The 17722-nt window shown below is 68.6% G+C and carries 20 protein-coding genes; 15 read left to right on the top strand and 5 right to left on the bottom strand.

Annotated features, from left to right (window positions below; all coding sequences use genetic code 11):
• The first annotated feature begins 1 nt into the window (after window position 1).
• The 13 genes from HUW62_RS27925 to HUW62_RS27865 all read left to right on the top strand — a co-directional run bounded on the left by HUW62_RS27925 (window position 2) and on the right by HUW62_RS27865 (window position 11706).
• On the top strand, window positions 2–886 hold the full coding sequence (locus HUW62_RS27925) for a hypothetical protein (protein ID WP_163867040.1): 885 nt from the start codon (window positions 2–4) through the stop codon (window positions 884–886).
• Window positions 883–1428, top strand: coding sequence for a hypothetical protein (locus tag HUW62_RS27920; protein WP_176436123.1), 546 nt, complete (start codon window positions 883–885; stop codon window positions 1426–1428). The genes HUW62_RS27925 and HUW62_RS27920 overlap by 4 nt, the downstream gene beginning before the upstream one ends.
• Complete coding sequence (locus HUW62_RS27915) at window positions 1425–2057, top strand: phage baseplate assembly protein V (protein ID WP_163867038.1); 633 nt, start codon at window positions 1425–1427, stop codon at window positions 2055–2057. The genes HUW62_RS27920 and HUW62_RS27915 overlap by 4 nt, the downstream gene beginning before the upstream one ends.
• A gap of 2 nt (window positions 2058–2059) precedes the next feature.
• Window positions 2060–2710, top strand: a complete 651-nt coding sequence (locus HUW62_RS27910) for a hypothetical protein (RefSeq protein ID WP_141640594.1) — start codon at window positions 2060–2062, stop codon at window positions 2708–2710.
• Complete coding sequence (locus HUW62_RS27905; protein ID WP_176436122.1) at window positions 2710–3120, top strand: GPW/gp25 family protein; 411 nt, start codon at window positions 2710–2712, stop codon at window positions 3118–3120. The genes HUW62_RS27910 and HUW62_RS27905 overlap by 1 nt, the downstream gene beginning before the upstream one ends.
• Before the next feature lie 48 nt (window positions 3121–3168).
• Window positions 3169–3654 carry a hypothetical protein gene (locus tag HUW62_RS27900; RefSeq protein ID WP_163867036.1) on the top strand — a complete coding sequence of 162 codons (486 nt, stop codon included), beginning with the start codon at window positions 3169–3171 and terminating at the stop codon, window positions 3652–3654.
• Complete coding sequence (locus tag HUW62_RS27895) at window positions 3636–5216, top strand: baseplate J/gp47 family protein (protein WP_368670492.1); 1581 nt, start codon at window positions 3636–3638, stop codon at window positions 5214–5216. Before HUW62_RS27900 ends, HUW62_RS27895 begins: the two co-directional genes overlap by 19 nt.
• On the top strand, window positions 5213–6607 hold the full coding sequence (locus tag HUW62_RS27890; RefSeq protein WP_163867035.1) for a hypothetical protein: 1395 nt from the start codon (window positions 5213–5215) through the stop codon (window positions 6605–6607). The genes HUW62_RS27895 and HUW62_RS27890 overlap by 4 nt, the downstream gene beginning before the upstream one ends.
• Window positions 6604–8361 carry a tail fiber domain-containing protein gene (locus HUW62_RS27885; protein ID WP_176436121.1) on the top strand — a complete coding sequence of 586 codons (1758 nt, stop codon included), beginning with the start codon at window positions 6604–6606 and terminating at the stop codon, window positions 8359–8361. The genes HUW62_RS27890 and HUW62_RS27885 overlap by 4 nt, the downstream gene beginning before the upstream one ends.
• Window positions 8358–8570, top strand: a complete 213-nt coding sequence (locus HUW62_RS27880; protein ID WP_176436120.1) for a hypothetical protein — start codon at window positions 8358–8360, stop codon at window positions 8568–8570. The genes HUW62_RS27885 and HUW62_RS27880 overlap by 4 nt, the downstream gene beginning before the upstream one ends.
• A 27-nt stretch (window positions 8571–8597) precedes the next feature.
• Complete coding sequence (locus HUW62_RS27875; protein ID WP_176436119.1) at window positions 8598–10304, top strand: hypothetical protein; 1707 nt, start codon at window positions 8598–8600, stop codon at window positions 10302–10304.
• Between the two features lie 15 nt (window positions 10305–10319).
• Window positions 10320–11087, top strand: coding sequence for a hypothetical protein (locus tag HUW62_RS27870; protein ID WP_176436118.1), 768 nt, complete (start codon window positions 10320–10322; stop codon window positions 11085–11087).
• Between the two features lie 100 nt (window positions 11088–11187).
• Window positions 11188–11706, top strand: coding sequence for an SMI1/KNR4 family protein (locus HUW62_RS27865; protein WP_176436117.1), 519 nt, complete (start codon window positions 11188–11190; stop codon window positions 11704–11706).
• A gap of 100 nt (window positions 11707–11806) precedes the next feature.
• Here HUW62_RS27865 and HUW62_RS27860 read toward each other — a convergent pair whose 3' ends face one another.
• The 3 genes from HUW62_RS27860 to HUW62_RS27845 all read right to left on the bottom strand — a co-directional run bounded on the left by HUW62_RS27860 (window position 11807) and on the right by HUW62_RS27845 (window position 14405).
• Window positions 11807–13027, bottom strand: coding sequence for a hypothetical protein (locus HUW62_RS27860; RefSeq protein ID WP_255203681.1), 1221 nt, complete (start codon window positions 13025–13027; stop codon window positions 11807–11809).
• Window positions 13028–13399: 372 nt separating this feature from the next.
• Window positions 13400–13852, bottom strand: coding sequence for a GNAT family N-acetyltransferase (locus tag HUW62_RS27850; RefSeq protein WP_163867028.1), 453 nt, complete (start codon window positions 13850–13852; stop codon window positions 13400–13402).
• 67 nt (window positions 13853–13919) lie between these two features.
• Entirely contained in the window at window positions 13920–14405 is a 486-nt protein-coding gene (locus tag HUW62_RS27845) for a PQQ-binding-like beta-propeller repeat protein (RefSeq protein ID WP_176436114.1), read from the bottom strand.
• Between the two features lie 176 nt (window positions 14406–14581).
• Between HUW62_RS27845 and HUW62_RS27840 the strand changes: the two genes are divergently transcribed.
• A complete protein-coding gene (locus tag HUW62_RS27840; protein ID WP_176436113.1) occupies window positions 14582–15097 on the top strand; it encodes a hypothetical protein in 516 nt (171 codons plus the stop codon).
• A gap of 135 nt (window positions 15098–15232) precedes the next feature.
• On the opposite strand, the gene HUW62_RS27835 is transcribed toward HUW62_RS27840, so the two are convergent.
• Window positions 15233–15568 carry a hypothetical protein gene (locus HUW62_RS27835; protein ID WP_163867025.1) on the bottom strand — a complete coding sequence of 112 codons (336 nt, stop codon included), beginning with the start codon at window positions 15566–15568 and terminating at the stop codon, window positions 15233–15235.
• Between the two features lie 366 nt (window positions 15569–15934).
• Between HUW62_RS27835 and HUW62_RS27830 the strand changes: the two genes are divergently transcribed.
• Window positions 15935–17125 carry a hypothetical protein gene (locus tag HUW62_RS27830; RefSeq protein WP_163867024.1) on the top strand — a complete coding sequence of 397 codons (1191 nt, stop codon included), beginning with the start codon at window positions 15935–15937 and terminating at the stop codon, window positions 17123–17125.
• A gap of 57 nt (window positions 17126–17182) precedes the next feature.
• Here the strand turns inward: HUW62_RS27830 and HUW62_RS27825 are convergent.
• Window positions 17183–17722: MFS transporter (locus HUW62_RS27825; protein ID WP_176436112.1), on the bottom strand; the 540-nt coding region annotated here is incomplete at its 5' end.

Here is a 17722-nt window from a genome sequence, read left to right as displayed (position 1 = left end):
CATGCCCGTCCGTATCGGAAAAATCGAGCTCATCGGGCTCACGCAGATCTACACCGAGGACGCGCGCAACCTCGTGCAGCAGCGCGTGCCCGGTCAATCCGGCAGCGTCTTCCAGGACCTGGGCCGCGAGCCCGTCACCGTCGTCATGGAAGGCCTGCTGCTCGGCGACGACCCGCAGGCCGCATTGGAGGAACTGCGACAGGCGCAGATGAAAGCGACGCCGATGTCGTTCGCCTCGGACGCCATCGCCGGCGCGGACCTCACCGACGTGCTCATCGCGGACTTCCAGGTCCGTCAGCTCGCCGGCCACCAGAACCGCTTCAGCTTCTTCCTGCGCGTCAAGGAGTACGTCGAGCCCCCCGCCACCCAGGACGCGGGCGTCGGCGCGGTGGACAACGCCGTGGCGGGCGACGCGCAGTCCTGGGCCAAGGGCTCCACGGACGCCGCGGGAGTGCTCCAGAACCCCGAGTCGCTGATGGACGCCGTCGGTGAGAATCCGGACCTGCTCAGCCACCTTTCACCAGACGAGCTGGGCTCGGTGGTCAACGGCACCAAGGGCTCGCTGTCGGGGAAGAGCTTCGGGAGCCTGATGGGAGCGCTCGGCAAGGTGAACCCCGGCGCCATCATCGGCTTCGTGCAGTCGCTCAGTCAGGCCGGCAGCCTGGGCGAGTTCATCGAGAAGCTCGCCACCGAGGGCATCAACATCCTGGAGCAGATGACGGGCCTGGACCTGGGCGCCGCGCTCGACATCGTCAAGGGCATCGCCGGCGCCGGGGACTTCCTCGCGAAGCTCCAGGCCGTGGGCAAGGAAGCCGGCGCCCTGGGCTCGGCCATCGGCAGTTTCGATCCGCTCGGGCCCTTCAAGGATTTGGAGAACCTCCCGTGAGCACGACCGCCGACATCGTCGACAGCATCACCCGACTCGTCATCGCCGTGGACAACCTGCTCAAGACGGACACGGTGAACGCCATCGTCAGCCTGGTGCGCAGGTTCGGCATCGGCGCCCCCGTGAAGGTGGGCGTCGACGCGCTGGGCAGCGCGCTGGAGCTCATCATCGGGTGGATCGCCAAGCTGGAGCAGGTCGCGGCCATCCCCGACCTGCTGGAGCAACTGGACCCCGCGCTGGAGGGCCTGAAGGCCATCGGCGACAAGTCCGAGGCGGAGATGCGCGACATGGGCATGGAGGCGCTCGCCCCGCTCGCTGGCGCGGCCCACGCGGCGCACCTGGTCCTCGAGAAGCTGCGCGCCGGCGCCGTCGTCATCCTCCAAGGCTACCTGCCCAAGCAGTCCCTCGCGTCCCTTCGCGAGTCCGTCGTCGCCGTCAAGGCGACGCTCAAGGCGCTCGGTGAGGCGCTGCTCGCCGCGCCGCCGGCCACGCCGTCGCTGGGTGCTGGGACGATGCCGCTGCTCGCGGGAGGCACGACGTGAGCGACCTGGTCACCATCATCCGTTCCATCATCCGGGACGAGCTGGCCTCGCTGCGCCTGGGCGACCTGGGCGTGGTGACGAGCGCATTCCCTCACGCGGACGGCGACGCGAACAACCACGAGTGCCACGTGAAGCTGCGCGAGAGCGGCCTGGAGCTGCGCCGCGTCCCCATCGCCACGCCGCACATCGGCATGGTGAGCGCGCCGCACGCCGGGGACCTCGTCGTCATCACCTACCTGAACGGTGACCCCAACCGCCCGGTCATCACCGGACGCCTCTACTCGGACAAGCTCAACCCGCCCATCCACGAGGCGGACGAGTGGCGCGTCGTCTCGCCTCCGAATGGCAAGACGTCCATCGCCATCGACCAGGAGCAGTCGGTGGTCATCACCGCCGGTGAGACGGTGGTGACGGTGAAGCAGGACGACGTCATCACCATCAAGGGCAAGACGGACCTGACGCTGGAGGTGGAAGGCAACGTGCAGCTCAAGTGCACGGACTGCACGGTGGACGCGTCCGGGAAGATCGACCTGGGCAAGGGAGGCAGTGGCGTCATCACCGAGATGAGCCACAAGTGCTACTTCACCGGCGCTCCGCTCAAGGGCTCCAAGGACGTGAAGGCCAAGTAACCATGCCTGCACCGAGCGGAAGCGAAATAGGCGCCCTGGCGAAGAGCGCGATGCAGTCCGCGAGCCTCCGGGGAGAGAACGCCCCGGACCTGGCCACCGCGCTCGGTGACGCCTGCGGTCAGGCCTTCACGCTCTTCGCCTCCATGGCCATGGTGACGCCGGGTATCCCCGCCGCAGCGCCGCCGCCGCCGGGCGCGGGCAGCACCGCCGGGCCCGGAATGATGCTGCCTCCGCCCGCCGGTGGCCCCGGGGCGTCGCAGATAGAGCCCATCGCCAAGGGCCTGCTCGCGTCGAACAAGATCAACGGCGAGCAGCGGGACGCGCTGGCGAAGGCGATCGCGCAGACAGTGGAGCAGGCCCTCATCCTCTTCACCGTGCAGGTGATGGTGGCGCCGGGAATCGCCATCGCCGGCTTCGTGACGTCGTCGCCCGGCAGCCTCATGGGCGCCGCGCCCGCGAAGCCGATGCTCCAGCCGATTGCATTGGGCTTCCTCATGGCCGGCGGCATCCGGGGCGAGAACGCGCCGGACCTCGCGGGCGCCATGGCAGAGACGTTGTCCAACGCGCTCACGCAGATGATGACGCGCCTCAAGGTGTCCCCGGGCATTCCCAGCTCGCCCGGGGCGACGGCGGGCCCGGGGAGGTTGCTCTGATGGCGGACGAGCTCAAGACGGACCTGCGCCTGAAGTTCAACGAATCGGGCGGCGTGGACCTGGACTGGTCCACCGACACCGGCGCGACGACGGTGAGCGGCAAGGACAACCTCATCCAGGCCCTGACGATGCGGCTCATCGTCTACCGGGGACACCTGGAGCAGTTGGGGCACCAGCGCTACGGCAGCCGCGTGGCGGACCTCATCGGCGAGCCGATGGACCGCGCCAATCTGGAGCTGCTGCGCCGGTACGTGCGGCAGGCCATCAAGGAAGACCCTCGCGTGGACGAGGTGACGCAGTTGAGCGTCACGGCCCGGCCGGATGTGCCGGGCGCGGTGGATGTGCGGGCCCGCATCAAGGCCATCACCGGTGAAGCGGTGGAGCTGGGACTGGCGCTCGACCTGGGTTGAGCGCGGCGGCGTGGGCAACGGGTACGGACACGACTTCGGGAGAGCGTGATGAACGGCAAGGAAAAGCAGGGCATGAACGGAGTGCTGACCCTCGAGCTGCTCAACCTGGATGGCTCGCTGATGGAGCGCCGTCGGGTCCCCAACCTCATCACCACCGCGGGCAAGCGGTTGGTGGCCGAGCTGCTGATGGGCCGGGTCAATGGACTGCCCGTCAACTGGTCCATCGTCGTGGGCACGGGCACCGCGGCGCCGTCCACGGATGACATCGCGCTGAAGGGCCCGGCGGCCGAGGCCGTGGACCCGGCGCCCAAGGTGGAGGTCATCGACCAGGGCGACAACCCCAGCCTGGTGCGCGCCCTCGTGACCGCCACCCTGCCCGCCCTCACCGATGCCACGGTGCAGCCGCTCACCGAGGCCGGCATCCAGGTCACCCTGGGGGAGAACACCAAGATCCTCTTCAACCGGGTCCGCTTCGAGGAGGTCAATCGCGGCTCCAACATGGTCATGAAGATGACGTGGGAGATCTCCTTTTGAGCCTCATCCCTCCCGAGACAACCACCTTCAGCGCCATCGTCGAACGGCTGCTGGAGAACATGGGGCCGGGAACGGACCCCAACGCCGGTGGCATGGCGCGAACCCTGGCCGAAGCCTATGCACGGGAGATGGCGACCTTCTACGCCATGATGGAGCTGGCCCACCGCTCCGGCTACCTCGACACGGCGGAAGGCGCCGCGCTGGACAACGTCGTCGCCGTGCTGGGCCTGAAGCGCGCACGCGCTGGACGCCTTACCGGAGAGGTGGAGCTCAGCCGCGCCGCGCCCGCGCCAGAGGACATCGGCATCCCCGCGGGGCGGCAGTTGACGGGCCTCGCGGCGGACGGCAAGCCCCTGCCCCTCTTCGAGACGCTCGAGGACGCCACCCTGAGCAAGGGCGACACGCGGGTCCTCATCCCCGTGCAGGAGATCCAGGACGACTCGGGCGCCGCGGTCGAGTCGCCTCCCGTCATCAATCCCTTCCGGCTGACGCTGATGCCCAGGCCCATCCTGGGAATCGAGGCCGTCACCAACCCGGCGCCCCTGCGGCGCGGCTCGGACGATGAGACGGACGAGAACCTCCGCGCGCGCGCGCGCACGGCGCTGCGGGACGGCGAGAAGGGCACGCTGGAGTCCATCGCCGCCGCCGTGCGCCAGCAGGGCGTGCAGCAGGTCACGGTGAGGGAGCCCGCGGACGCGCCTCCGGGCGTGGTCGATGTCCTCGTCGGCGACACCGACTTCGAGTCGGACGTCGAGGGCGTGCTCCGCGTCAAGGCCGCCATCCAGGAGACGAAGGCCGCCGGCATCCACGTCCGCATCCAGTACGCGAAGACCATCTTCTTCCAGTTGGACTTCCAGGTGGAGCCCACCAATCCGGAGATGGACGAGGCGACGTTCGACCGGCTCCGCCGCGAGCTCCAGCAGACGCTCGCGCTCTACATGCGGGAGCTGGCCGTGGGCGCATCGGTGAGCCGTCGCAAGCTGGAGGCCCTCCTCTTCGGCAACCCCGCGGTGCGCCGGGTGAGCGAGCTGCTGGCGGCCACGTTTGTCTGGGGCACGGACTCCGAGACCTCCCTCCAGAAGGTCCTCGTGCTCGAGCCAGGGGGCCGCGAGTACGGCGCCAACCGCGACTGGAAGATGGAGCCCCTGGAGGCCGCGCGCATCGACCTGGACCTGAAGCCGCCGCGCATCACCCGCCTGCGCGCGCCGACGTGGCGGCTGAGCCTGGTCGTCTCGCTGTCCAATGGCGAGGCTCGCACGCCGGAGCAGGTGCGCGAGGCCCTGCGAGGCGCGCTGGAGGTGTATGCGGCGCGGCTCTCCGAGGACGCACAGCTGGGCCGCGAGGCGAAGCTCACCTTCGACTCCTTGCAGCAGAGCCTGAAGACCCAGGCGCGCATCGAGGCGCTGCTGGGCTGCGACGTCACCCTGGACACCGGCCTCACCGTGTCCCTGGTCGTGGCGCAGACGCCCGTCAACACCTTGCCCGCGCAGGTGACGCAGATCGTGGTGCGGGCCGGCGTCCAGCTGATGTTCGGCGGGGCAGAGCTGGTGGGTGTCGGATGAGCGCGGACCAACGCAGCCGTCGCATGGTGGGCTACCTCCCACCCGTTCTCCAGTCGGGAACGAAGATCAACCTCTTCTTCTCCACGCTCGCCCGTGAGCTGGAGCAGATGGAGGGAGGCCTGACGCGGCTGATGCGTTCGCGCTGGCATGCGCTCGCGCGGGGCTTCCCCGTCGAGGACTCACTGGAGGACAAGGAGGGCTCGGAGCTGGCGCGGCTCGCCGCGCTCTACGGCCTGGCGCCTCGACCGGGAGAGTCCTCCGACTATCTCCGTCAGCGGGTCGCCACGGTGGTGGAGCTGCACCGCACCGGCATGGCCTCCGCGCCCGCACTGCTGAGGCTCGTGTCGCTGGTCTACATGGCGCGGCAGCCTCCGGAGATCTTCTGGGAGAAAGACCTGGCGGTCGGCCTCTTCTCCGTGCCGCGCATGGACGGCACCTGGCGGACCATCCGCGTCGAGCTGGAGGACAACCCGTCGACGCCCTCGAGCGCGAGCTTCCGCAACGTGAGCGGCGGCCAGCGGGTGCTCGCCACCAACGGAGGGCTGAAGGTCGCATCGCCGGCCATCTCCCTCAAGGCGACGGAGCGGGAGATCGCCGTGCCCATCCTCCGCCACGAGCAGGCGGGGCTCGATCTCATCTTCCTGGGCAAGGTTCCCCTCGGCTCCACGCTGCTCCTGCGGCATGAGCGACCGGCTTTCATCGACGGAAGCCCCGTGGCGAATCCCGTCATCCGGGCCCACCCCACCCGCTTCTCCAGCCTGGAGGACCCGGGCGTCTTGACGCGCTTCGACACCCGCGACGCCCGCTTCTCCGTGTTCGAGAACAACCAGCGCGTCCCGGACCTGGTGCTGGGCGAGAACCACTGGCGCTACGACACGCTGGACCAGAACCAGGTCGCCTCCTATCTGACCAGCTGGTCCGCCGAGGAGCGCGCGGCCGCCGTGGCCCAGGCCCTTCCGCAACGAAACACGCCGCGCTCGGACCTGCGCCTCGACTGGACGGAGATAACGCCCGCGACCTGCACGCTGCGCATCCCCATCGACCATGTCCCGCCGCACCTTCAGGTGCCCAACGAGGACCAGGTGGTGCCCGGGCTGCCCGGACTGGTGAAGGAGCTCTCCGCGGCGCTGGAGTACGGCCGCTGCGCCGGAGTGCGCACGCGCATCGAGTTCACGCTCCCCCTGCCGCCCGAGACGCTCGTCGCGAGCGAGGGCACCCTCCGGATGGAGGTCGACATGTCCCTGGCCGAGAAGCTGGAGCCGAAGGACGCGCTCACCTCGTTCGGTTCCACCATCGAGTTGCACGAACAGTTCCCCGAACCCCAGGAGAAGCTCGCCTGGGACGGCGTCTTCTCCGCGACCCGCTTCGATACCTCGAGGTTCCAGTCATGAGTGATCCCTTCTACCCCGCGAAGTCCGGTGACCCCATCCTGGCGGACACCTGGAACAACATGCAGATCAAGACGCGCGACGAGATTCGCGCGCACACCCACAAGGGCTCCGACGACGGCCGGCAACTGGATGGCGACAGCATCTCCGCCACCGCCTGGCTGAAGGTGAGCCGGGTGGACGCGGCCGTCTCCCTGTCAGTGGCTGGCGTGGACCTGGCCAGCAAGCTGACCGCCCTGGACACCCAGAAGCTGGCCCTCGCGGGTGGCAACCTCACGGGCGCGCTGTCGGTGACGGCCAACGTGGGCATCGGAGCGGCGGCGGGGACCAAGCGACTGCTCGTCGTGGCGCCGGGAGGTGGCAACAACGCGGCGCTGGAGTTGAGGAACAGTGGCGATGCCGCGGGCTGGGGCATTGGCGCCGTCATCCGGACCACCGGCGGCACGGAGGGCGCGGGGCTGGTGCTGAGGAGCCGCGCCAAGAGCTGGCAGCTCCGCGGTGAGCAGGGCGCCGCCTCCACCGGCCTGCAGATCACCGAGGACGGAGGCGACGTGGACACGGGCTCGGGTCTGGGCACGCCGCGCATCCACATCAAGGCCGGCGGCAGCGTGGGCCTCAACACGACGGACCCGCAGGGCGCGCTGGATATCCGCCTCTCCGGGGCCGCCGCCGGGTTCGACCGCTTCGTGGTGAACACGACGAATGACTGGGGCGCCGGAGGGCCGCATGTGACCATCGGCGCCGGCGGTGGCTCGGGCCTGATGGTCAACAACCCCCACGTCGTCTGGCACAAGACGGAGAACCGCGCGTCCATCCGCTACGGCCTGAGCGGCGGCGTCGCCACGGGCCTGTTCTGGGACGTGGGCGCCCGCGTGGGCAACGCGTTCTCCTTCATCGTGAACGGCACCCAGACGATGTGGATGGGCGCGGACGGCAGCGTCGGCATCGGCACCACGACCGCGACGCCGGGGGTCCGCCTGGACGTCCAGGGCGGCAGCCTGCGCGTCAGCGGCGCCATCATGCCCTCCATCGGCAACGCCAACGGCAATGGCATCCAGTTCCCCGAGGACGCGTGGGGCGGCACGGGAGACGCGGCCTTCATCCGCTACTACCGCGTGCCCAACCCGCTGCCGGGTGAGGAGGAGAACGGCCGGCTGGTCATCGCCTGCACGAACGAGCCGGGCGACTCCATCATCTTCAATCAATCCGGCGCGGACCGGATGACGATGGTCAATGGCTTCATCGGCGTCGGGACGCCCCGCCCGTCCACGCCGTTGCACATCCTTCAGCAGGCCTCCAACTCGGGCCTGCGCATCCAGGAGAACGGCTCCGGCCGCTTCATGGACATCTGCTATGAGGGCCAGGGCAACTTCCACCTGTTCCACAGCAACGGCCTTGGCCAGTGGATGCAGCAGGACGGCATCTGGCGCGGCCCGTCCGACGCGTCGCTGAAGGACAACATCACGTCGCTCCAGGACGTGCTCCCGCGCGTGCTGGCGCTGCGGCCGGTGAGCTTCAACTGGAAGAACACCGGGGACCTCAACCTGGGCCTGGTGGCGCAGGAGGTGGAGGCCGTGTTCCCCGAGCTGGTCAGCGAGCTGAAGCTGGAGTCCGCGGGCGGCAAGGTCATCAAGGGCCTGGCCCACCAGGCCTTCAGCGTGCTCGCCATCGCGGCCCTCAAGGAACTCAAGCAGCAGTACGACGAACGGTTGGCGGCGCTCGAGCAGCGTCTCCAGAACCAGGAGCTGAAGTCATGATGGATGCGATTGAGAAGCGCCTCGCGGACCTCCGGGCCGAGCACGAAGCCGGACAGAAGATGATGGCGGAGCTGGAGGCGAAGCGCTCGCACCTGGTGCAGACGATGCTTCGAATCGAGGGCGCCATGCAGGTGCTCCAGGAGCTGCTGCCCGCGAAGAACGAGGGCGCCGCCGCCACGGTGACGGACCTCAAGGAAGCGGCTCGCTGATTCCTCGCACGACGTCAGGACTTCCCCATGAGTGATACGCGCGTCGGTGCCACGCTGACCTATACCGGGACGGCCACGCCTCCCACGGCCGCACAGGTTCCGGTGGACACCGCCGGCCTCGTCGTCGCCCTGGACGTGCCGGCGGGCGTGGCGCTGGTGCGCGCGGCACTCGCCGTCCGCGCGCCGGCGGATGACGTGACGGTGAACCTGGCGCCCACCGCCACGCTGGCCACCAGTAGCGGACAGACGGTCCTGGACCCCGGGCAGTCCATCACCTGGCTCAGCCTGGACTGGGGGGCGCGGCGTCCCCTGTCCTCGGTGGACGTGCGGCTGCCGGCGACGCCCACGCAGACGGAGAAGAAGGGGCGCTTGAGCGTCGCGGAGGGTGGCGCCTGGTATCCCCCGACACCGTCCGACACGGTGTCGGTGAACGCCGTGGCGCCGCTGCCCGGCATCCTCGCCAGCCGCTTGCTGGTGGAGTTCGTGGAGGCGAGCAGCGCGCCGCCTCCGGTGGGCACGCCGAAGACGCTGGCGGCGACCCAGGTGGCGAGCATCGCCCTGCGCGCGCCCGCGCGGCCTCCCGACCTCACCGCGACGGTGGGCGTGGGCGCGGGCGCGTTGTTCTTCCACCATGCGCTGCCCATGCTGCCCCGGCAGGAGCTGGTGCTGGAAGATGCGTTGAGCGACGCGCTCCAGCGCGCGTGGCCGGTGGAGCTCAAGTCCGGCGCGGTGGCGGTGGCGCTGCGCTCGTCGGGGCTGGGCATGTTCGACCGCGTCCAGCTCGTCCTGGACACGCTGGAGGTCATCCAGCGCTGGAGCGACGGCGCGGAGAGCCAGGCGCTGGCGGTGGACACGGACAGCCTGGTGTCCGCGCACGTCACCGTGCCCAGGGACCGCGCGCTCTCCGAGGTGCGCTTCCACGTCCGGCATCAACTGCGCGACGAGGACCTTCCCCTCGCGCCGCGCCCGCCTTCGCTGCCGCCGCTGTCGCACCACTGCGGCTCCGGGTACTCCGCCGCGCAGGCCTTCCGCGCGACGCGCCCCACGGGCCCGCTCGCGGCCCTGGACCTTCACTTGCGGCCGCTGACCCGGCGCGTGGTGGGCACCCTCTCCTTCCATGCCGACGTGCATGACCGCCCCCATGACGCGCCCCTCGCTGGCGCCTCCCTTCCCCTGTTGCTGGAGCTGGAGGGTGCCGCGCCGTGGGCCTCGCGCTGGGTCACCTTCACGCCTGGCAAGCCGCTCGCGCTCGGGACGGGCCCGTGGTGGGTCGTCCTCACGGTGGACGAAGGGGATGTGCTCTGGAGCCTCACGGACCATGCGGAGACCGCGCCCGCGCCGGGCACGCTGACGCCCGGCACCGCGCTGCATCGCACCGAGGCGATGGGGCCCTGGCTGCCTCGGGAGAATGGCCTCCCAGGAGCCGAAGAGGACGCGGAGCCGCTCTGGGGCTGCGCGCGTCCGCACCTGCGTCCCCTCACCACCGTGCCTCCGCCGCCGCCTCGCCTGCAACTGCGCTGGGGCACGAAGGTGCTGGAGGTGACAGCGGGCAGTGACGGCACCGTCGCGCTGGATGCCAAGGCCCTGGCCTCCCTCACGCCGCCTGGAGGCAGCACGGGAAGCCCACCGCCGCTGGAGGTCCTGGTCCAGTCGCGCGTGGCCGGCGACATCACCCTCTCCGGGCTCCAGGTGGTCATCCCCCGGCGGGACACCTATGCGCTCTTCCCGAGATAGCGAGACCCCTACCCCATGCTGCTCGCCATCGAGTCCTACTTCCACGATGCCCTGCGCCCCGCCGTCCCCGAGACGGTGGAGGTCTCAACGGGACCGTCCCGAGGGCCCGCCGCCGACGCGGAGGCGCTCGTCGAGGTCTATGCCTCTCGACTGAAGCTGGCGGTGCCCGAAGGCGATGACCTGGCGGCGCAGCGGCAGCCGTCCTACTTCGCACAGGTCCACCGCTGGGCTGGCAACGGGACGACGAAGGACTTCACGCTCCCCGCGAATGCGCGCGGACAGGTGGTCGAGGTGGAGTCACCTCCTGGGCACCCGCTGCGCCGGGGAGATGACTACGCGGTCGATGCGAGCACACTGCGTCTCTATCGCGCTCCAGCAGTGGCCAACGAGGCCGTGGTCGCCTTCCTGCGCGGAGACCGCGCCGAGGGGTTCCTGGAGCGACGTCGGTGCGAGCTGTCGCTCTCCATCCGCGCCTGGGTGAAGGCTCCGGGCAACGCCGCGCCGCTGCTCTCGCGCGCGCTGGCCGCGGCCCTGGCCGCCTCCGCGGACATGGGGAACCTGGAGGATGAGGACACGTATCCCGAGGAGTCGGGCGTGAGGATGCGCTTGCTTCAGCCCGTGGCGAGCCTCCTGGACATCCAGCGCGCCATGGAGCCCGTGGGCGAGACGCTCTTCAGCCGCGCCCAGGCGAACTTCATCGTCCGGGGCGAACTGGAGCAGCTCATCTCCCTGGGGACGCCGGAGCTGGAAGGCATCATCCTCGAGGTGCGGCGGGAGACGTAGAGGTCGAAGCTGGACGCGCGCGCTGCTCCGGAAGATGTGGACTCTGGACAACCACACTGCCTATGCCACCGAGCGGAACTGGATCCGAAAGGCACTTTCCGTGAGCAAGGACGACGTCCGAAAGCTGGTGGAGAACCTCATCGCGGCAAAGCGTGAATACAGCCTGCTCGTGGAAGACGAGGAGGAGCAACACGTCGGAGACCCGGCGAGCGCCAGGCAACTCGCCGCACTGGAGAAGAGGCTCGGCAAGCCGCTCCCTCCGAGCTACCGCGCGTTCCTCGAGCTCCATGATGGATGGGCCGATTTCGACGGCGACGGAGCCATCCTCTCCGTCGAGGACCAGTCGAAGCCCTGGGTGAAGAAGCGTGTCGCGAGCCTCGGGGGACATTTCGAGGAAGATGGAGACAGCGACCCATTCAAGGCAGGCGCCTTGCCCGTGATGATTGGGAAGACCATCCGCAACTACCTCGTCCTGGACCCGTCGAAGACTCGCCGGACGGGAGAGATGGACTTCGTCCTGTTCGACCTGGCCAGGGAAGAGGAGCGGTTCAAGGACTTCACGAGCTATCTGAAGTGGGACCTCAAGCTCACGAAGCAGCTCATCAAAGAGGAGAAGTAAGGAACCGACGACGAGGGCTGAGCCGCCATGAGTCTCCGCCTACGAGCGAAGCTCACGCGGCCCGCCCTCGTCTCCTGCTCTCCACGCGTCTCCTCGCAGGTCAGGCTCGGAGCCGCAGGATTCGCCGCGTCGCCACGCACACCACGCGCCCCTCGAGCGCATGCAGCCCATGCCGCCGGCAGAGTTCGTCATAGGCGGAGGGGCGCTCGCTTTCGAGCGTGAAGAGGGCTCGCGGTAGCGGCACCTCCGCGAGCTCCGCGGAAGGCGTCAGGTCGAGGACTCCGAGCGTCTTCACGACGAGCTCCTCGACGCCATCCAGGCCTTCAACAGGGGGGCGCGAGAGCACGTAGGACAGCGCGCCCACCGTCTGGGTGGGCGACACGGGACGGAGGTTGTCCGCCGCGAGCAGCTCCTCCCAGACGACTTCATGCAAGTCCCTGGCGGCGGCTGCCAGCGTCATGGCCACCACGAGGCCCCCACTCACGACGATGCCATTCGCCTGGCCCAGGTCGTACCGGTGGTGGTCCAGGTGGATGGGGTGCGTCACCAGGAACTGGGTCGACAGCGCGAGATTGGCGGTGACGCCCATGGGGCGCGCGAAGCCGTGAAGGAACAGCTCTCCCTCCAGGCAGGGACGCTCGGTTCCCGCTCCCGGTGGCACATCACTCACCCGCCGGAGGAGCTCCGCTCGGAAGGCCTGGGCCTTCTCCTGTTCCTCCAGGTCGCGCTGGTGGGCCGCCGGGGAGGCGGAGAAGGACTCGGGCTGGCGGCGATAGAGCTCCCGCTTGTCGACGGTGAAGACCGGCACGCCATCGCCCACGCGGATGAGCTGACGATGGGTCGTCACCACCGCGCGTTTCCCATCGCCCGTGTTGCGGACCTCGCGGACCTGGATGTCCTGCCGGTAGGTGTCACCCACGCGCAGCGGCGCGAGCTGGCGCGCGTTGCGGAACCCGAGATGGTAGATGGCGCCGTGGGTGGCCGACATGCGGACGGCGAGGTAGAGGCCCATCATGAACGGCACGGGCATCGTATTGGCAGAGGTGAGTCCGAGCCGGGCCGCGAAGGGGGAACTCGTCACGATGCGGTCGTGTGAGTAGAAGCACTGGCCCCAGAGGTCGCGCATCCCCGACGTCGCCGTCATTTCGTAGGGATTGGGGAGCCGGTCGTCCACGCGGGTGGAGCTGTCGAGCGCGTGCGAGACGTGACGGCCGACGACGACCTGGCTCGCATCCGTGGACGGAGGCGTCGCGAGCGCGAGCAACCGGTGCGCCGCCTTCAGGTGAGGCGGGCCGATGAGCTGTCCATCCACGATGGCCATTCCCTCGTTCGGGGACGACGGGCCGGCCCGAGAAGACTCCGCTCTTCAAGGCTTCCATGAGACCGGCCCGAGCGGCGGCCTTGGCGGCCAGCGGCACGGCATCCTGCAGGTCGATGATGAAACAGTCCGCTGGCACCGAGGCGGCGCGCGCGAAAGCGAACTGGGGAATGAACAGCAGACTGCGCCAGGCCGATGGAGCCCGCAGGGTCGGAGATGCTTCCCCAATCCAATAGACATCCACACCACAGTCATTGAATCACCCTCTCCAATGACTCGGATCAGGCTTGAAACACCGGGTCAATTACGATTGATTGAGGATGTATCAATATTTGAATCCAAGAAATCAGAGCAGCCCATGCGCAGCCACACTCACTACGTCGAACCAAGTCTCAGGAGGACTTCGGCGACTCCATCCGGATGATCCTGGGTCTCGTCGACGACGGTCTGGAAGCCACACTTCTCGAGGACGCGGATCGACGCGACGTTGTGGAGCGCGACCCACGCGTGAAGCGGCCGTGCGGGCTCGACCCCAAGAAACTCAGAGAGGGCCCGGGTGGCGAGTCCTTTGCCCCAGTGCTCGCGACCGATCCAATAGCCGACGAGGCGTTTGCCATCCTGCTCCCAACTGCCGATGTTCCCGACGACCACGCCGCCCACGACGATGGCGCGGGAGAGATTTCCAGGGCGGAGAACGTTGGTGCGCCAGTGGGTCATGAACGCATCGCGCTCCCGCGATGAAAACGCGGCCATGCGCAGCGCTTCCGGGTCGCGCTGGTGTTCGAAGAAGATCGGGAGGTCTTCATCTGTGACAGTGCGGAGGATCATTCCGAAAAGGCTCAGTTCTGTGCGCGCTGCGCGGGAGGTCGCGAGGCGATTTGGCGGATGGCTTCTATCATGTCAACGGCCGTCCCCGCCCGCCATGGACACCCAGCTGCAGTTGGAGCGAGTAGACGCCCCCGTCTCCATGTTCGCTGCTTCGCGTCCATTGGGGCTCGCCGGTATCCGCCGCGAACGCCACGAGGACCTCATGGTAGGAGACGATGACCTGTCCCGCATCGACCAGTACCACCGCGCTCGTGAAGTCCGGCGCATGGGCCGCCGCCACGCGCTGAGTCCAAAGCGGGCGCCCGCTCTCATGGTCGAGCGCGTGGACATCGACGAAGACGCGCTTCTTCAATACGCCATCGGAGCCGGCCGCGAACACGAACACCCGCCCATCATGCACCTCCACGTGTGTCGGGCGCGGCCGAACACCTGGGACTGACTTGCCAGGGACGGAGAAGGTCCACGCGGTGCCGCCGCTCGCGCGGTCATAGGCGACGACCAGTCCATTGAACGCAGTGACGAGCAGCGCGCTGGGATGAGGCAGTGAGTTCATCCCACCACCCGTTACCACAAGGTGAATCCTCGGAGCCTCGTGCCGATCGCCGAGGTCCCCACACGGATTCGAGCGCATCGGTCAACCGTCGTATCGGCGGAAAGGTGGGCGAAACTCCTCCATCTCACCTCCGATAAACCCTTTGTACGCAGCAATTGCATTCACGGAGAGACACCATGGGCCGAATCAACGGACCGAAGACGGGCGCTGTTGTCATGGAGTCGTTGGACCGGACGATGAACGCGGTCGCGCTCGAGGCCAATGCCGCCAAGAGCGTGGGCAACAAGAACACGGCGCCCGCGCCGGTGAAGTCGCCGCAGCAGGTGCTGGAGAAGGTCGGCAGCCTGTCTGGCACGGCGGGCAATATCGTCAGCGTGGCGGACACCTTCGAGAGCGGTGGCCGCGCGGTGGCGAAGCTGGCGGGCGGCGTGGTTCCCACGTCGATGCCCAGCACGTTCGTCGGCAAGACGCTGGGCCGGTTCGTGCCCGGGCTGAACATCGCCAGCGCGGTGGCCTCCGCCTCCAACGCGCACGGCGTCTTCAGCAACCCGGCATCCACGCCGGCGCAGAAGACCCGCGCCGCCATCGACGCCTCCTCGGCGTTCGTCGCGGCCCTGCCCGTGCCCTTCGTCGCGCAGGGTGCCGCGGTGGTCAACACGGTCAACAGCCTGCTTACGCCGGCGTCGAAGTAGACATGGGACACGGGCTCCCCTTACGGGGAACTCCAGGCCTCACGGACCATCGCAGCACTTGTGTGTGATTGGATTGCGACGAGAACTGACGACGGTGGGGCCGAGTGCCCTGAAAGCGCTCGGCCCCGCTGCCCGTCAGGGGCAGTAGGTGCAGTAGAAGAAATCAGAGTGCGAGGCGTACGGCCCATCCCCTCCCGGGCCAAAACACTCCGTGACGCAGTTGTCGTCCGTATAGCAGGAGGCCACCCACCCCTCCTCGCTGTAGGGGAGCGAGTTGTAATAGGAGCTGTACCGGGGACGGTAGAGCTGCACACAGGCCTGGGCGGACACGTCGCCAGCGGTGCCCTCCGTGGGCGCGCCTTCGGAGACGACCGGAGGCGCGGACTCGTCCGAGGGCAACTGGGGCTCAGCGCCACACGCCATCAGGAAGCCCGCGGCCAGCACGGCGAAACCACTCAGGGTGGTCTTCATGGTGTCACTCCTTCCACAAGGGGAGCCTGAATGAGAGCACATTCCCTCTCGGACCTTGGTGTGGGAATGCGCCCTCCCCCTTCGACCCGTGGCGTCACGCCCGTCCGGGCATCCATGTCCCTGTGAATTTCCCGTGCGCATGGTGCACCTTGGGGCTCGAAAGAATTGATGCGACCTCACCAGACACGCTCCGTTCAATCCTCGAACGGGCGGACTTACTTGCCGTTTGAAGGTCATCTCGCGCCCTTCCGACACCGGTCGAAATTGAGTTGCACCAGTTTCACATTTGCAAGTATCTCCCAGGCCCCCGGGAGTTCCCGGCTGGCGGCACGCGTGAGTGCCTGACTGACAACCATTGGAGAGAACATGGCGTCCCGTCTCGGCGATGCTTCTGTGAAGGGTTTGCGTTGGGGTGTGGTGGTGCTCGCGGGACTGGTGGGCTGTGGGCCCACCACCCCGAAGGAGCCCGCGGCGAATCAGGAGGAGGTGGGCTCCATCGAGGAGCAGGCCAAATCCCTGACGCCGCCCCCAGGCTGTACCGAAATCACGCTGGGAGACCTGAGCAACGGCATGGAGCTGACGCCGGTGATGTACTCGCAGCAGCCGACGTACCGGGGCACGTTCCACAACCCGGCCGCCCCCACCGCCGAGAACCTGGCGTACCTCCGGCTGGACGTGAACACTGCGCCCGGGCTGTATGACTTGTCCGTGGGTGGAGGCAACACCTTCACGTGTGATCGCTGCGTGATGGCCTACCAGGACTCCGGTGCGCCGACGGAGAAGTACCTCGTCGCCGACTCCGGGACGATGCTCCTGGCGCTGAAGGTGTCTCCGGACCAGACGATTGGAGCGCTGGCGAACGTGACGCTCCGCGAGTCCGTGGACGCCCCGCCGCTCAACGCGCCCTACTGGGGCAGCGCCGTGGTTCCGGGCGGCGAGTGCAAGTGGATCCGCTTCGCGACGTGGAACACCGTGCGCCCCGGAGGCTGTGATCCGCGCGAGGGCTCGCTGACGGCGAACCTGCCGGACACCACCTGCGTGCCCGACAACTACGCCGCCAGCGACGGCACACTGGAGCGCGCGCTGGGCACCAAGACGCAGGGCCAGGCGTGCACCACCACCCCCGCGGCGAGCGAGTACGAGCTCGCCTCGACGGACTGCGAGCAGGGCTTCACCTGCACGGACCTGCTCTCCGACGATGCCCAGTGCCTGAAGACGTGTGACTTCATGGCGGCCAACCCGGGCTGCCCCTCGGGCACCCTCTGCGGCGTCTACGGCCTGTGCATCGAGCAGTCCGTGCTCCAGCCGCTCGGCTTCGACTTCGACTCCGCCCAGATTGGCGAACAGTGCAGCGTGGGCTACGCCGAGTTCTGCGGCACCGAGGGCGCGCGCGGCGCGTGCCTGGACCTGTCCCGCACGGGCAAGGGCACCTGCTACGCCTACGAGCGCGCTCGCAGCAACTGCGGCCCGGGCGAGGAGCTGGGCTACATGAGCTACGGCCGCGCCGGTGGCGGCTTCGACCGCACCTACGGCTTCTGCTACCCCGACGGCCTGTAACAGACGTGAGTCGGGGCGTTCGCTGCCCGGGGTCCCTCCAGCCCGGGCAGCTGCGTTTCAACGCGCCGCGCGTCCACCGATGCGCGAACCCGCGTCCTCCGGCAACCGGCTGAACAGCGGCCCCGCCAACGAAGACACCACGCCCACGGCGAGGAACGGCAACAGGAAGCGGTCCGGGGTCAGCGGCGCATCCCCACTGCCTCGCGCCAGGTGCAGCATGAGCGCGCCCAGGCTGATGCCCACGCTCAGCGCCATCTGCTGCGTCACCACCGCCACCGTGGAGGCCTGGCTCATCTTTTCCCGGGGGATGTCCGCATAGGCCACGGCGTTGATGGCGGTGAACTGCAGCGAGCGCACGAAGCCGCTGATCATCAGCGTGGCGACGATGAGCGGAATGGGCGTGGAGTTGCGGAAGAGCGCCGGCAGCGCCGTCAGCACCGCCGCCGCCAGGTTGGAGCCCACCAGCGTCGTCCGGAAGCCCAGCCGCCTGATGACCCAGGGCGCCACGGGCTTGCAGGACATGGCCCCCAGCCCCGTGCCAATCGTGACCAGGCCCGCCTCGAACGGCCCCCACCCCAGGCCCACCTGGAGCAGGAG

The organism is Myxococcus sp. AM011 (assembly GCF_013372595.1).
Classification (GTDB): Bacteria; Myxococcota; Myxococcia; order Myxococcales; family Myxococcaceae; genus Myxococcus; species Myxococcus eversor.
Note: the sequence above shows the minus strand (reverse complement) of the source record. Positions and strands in the feature narration are given on the sequence as shown.

What these genes read in the sequence shown, in the direction of transcription:
- HUW62_RS27850 (WP_163867028.1), bottom strand. Translation starts at nt 13,852, where the DNA reads ATGATCCTCCGCACTGTCACAGATGAAGACCTCCCGATCTTCTTCGAA.
- HUW62_RS27890 (WP_163867035.1), top strand. Translation starts at nt 5,213, where the DNA reads ATGAGCGCGGACCAACGCAGCCGTCGCATGGTGGGCTACCTCCCACCC.
- HUW62_RS27870 (WP_176436118.1), top strand. Translation starts at nt 10,320, where the DNA reads ATGCTGCTCGCCATCGAGTCCTACTTCCACGATGCCCTGCGCCCCGCC.
- HUW62_RS27900 (WP_163867036.1), top strand. Translation starts at nt 3,169, where the DNA reads ATGAACGGCAAGGAAAAGCAGGGCATGAACGGAGTGCTGACCCTCGAG.
- HUW62_RS27830 (WP_163867024.1), top strand. Translation starts at nt 15,935, where the DNA reads ATGGCGTCCCGTCTCGGCGATGCTTCTGTGAAGGGTTTGCGTTGGGGT.
- HUW62_RS27885 (WP_176436121.1), top strand. Translation starts at nt 6,604, where the DNA reads ATGAGTGATCCCTTCTACCCCGCGAAGTCCGGTGACCCCATCCTGGCG.
- HUW62_RS27860 (WP_255203681.1), bottom strand. Translation starts at nt 13,027, where the DNA reads ATGGCCATCGTGGATGGACAGCTCATCGGCCCGCCTCACCTGAAGGCG.
- HUW62_RS27840 (WP_176436113.1), top strand. Translation starts at nt 14,582, where the DNA reads ATGGGCCGAATCAACGGACCGAAGACGGGCGCTGTTGTCATGGAGTCG.
- HUW62_RS27880 (WP_176436120.1), top strand. Translation starts at nt 8,358, where the DNA reads ATGATGGATGCGATTGAGAAGCGCCTCGCGGACCTCCGGGCCGAGCAC.
- HUW62_RS27925 (WP_163867040.1), top strand. Translation starts at nt 2, where the DNA reads ATGCCCGTCCGTATCGGAAAAATCGAGCTCATCGGGCTCACGCAGATC.
- HUW62_RS27835 (WP_163867025.1), bottom strand. Translation starts at nt 15,568, where the DNA reads ATGAAGACCACCCTGAGTGGTTTCGCCGTGCTGGCCGCGGGCTTCCTG.
- HUW62_RS27875 (WP_176436119.1), top strand. Translation starts at nt 8,598, where the DNA reads ATGAGTGATACGCGCGTCGGTGCCACGCTGACCTATACCGGGACGGCC.
- HUW62_RS27910 (WP_141640594.1), top strand. Translation starts at nt 2,060, where the DNA reads ATGCCTGCACCGAGCGGAAGCGAAATAGGCGCCCTGGCGAAGAGCGCG.
- HUW62_RS27905 (WP_176436122.1), top strand. Translation starts at nt 2,710, where the DNA reads ATGGCGGACGAGCTCAAGACGGACCTGCGCCTGAAGTTCAACGAATCG.
- HUW62_RS27845 (WP_176436114.1), bottom strand. Translation starts at nt 14,405, where the DNA reads ATGAACTCACTGCCTCATCCCAGCGCGCTGCTCGTCACTGCGTTCAAT.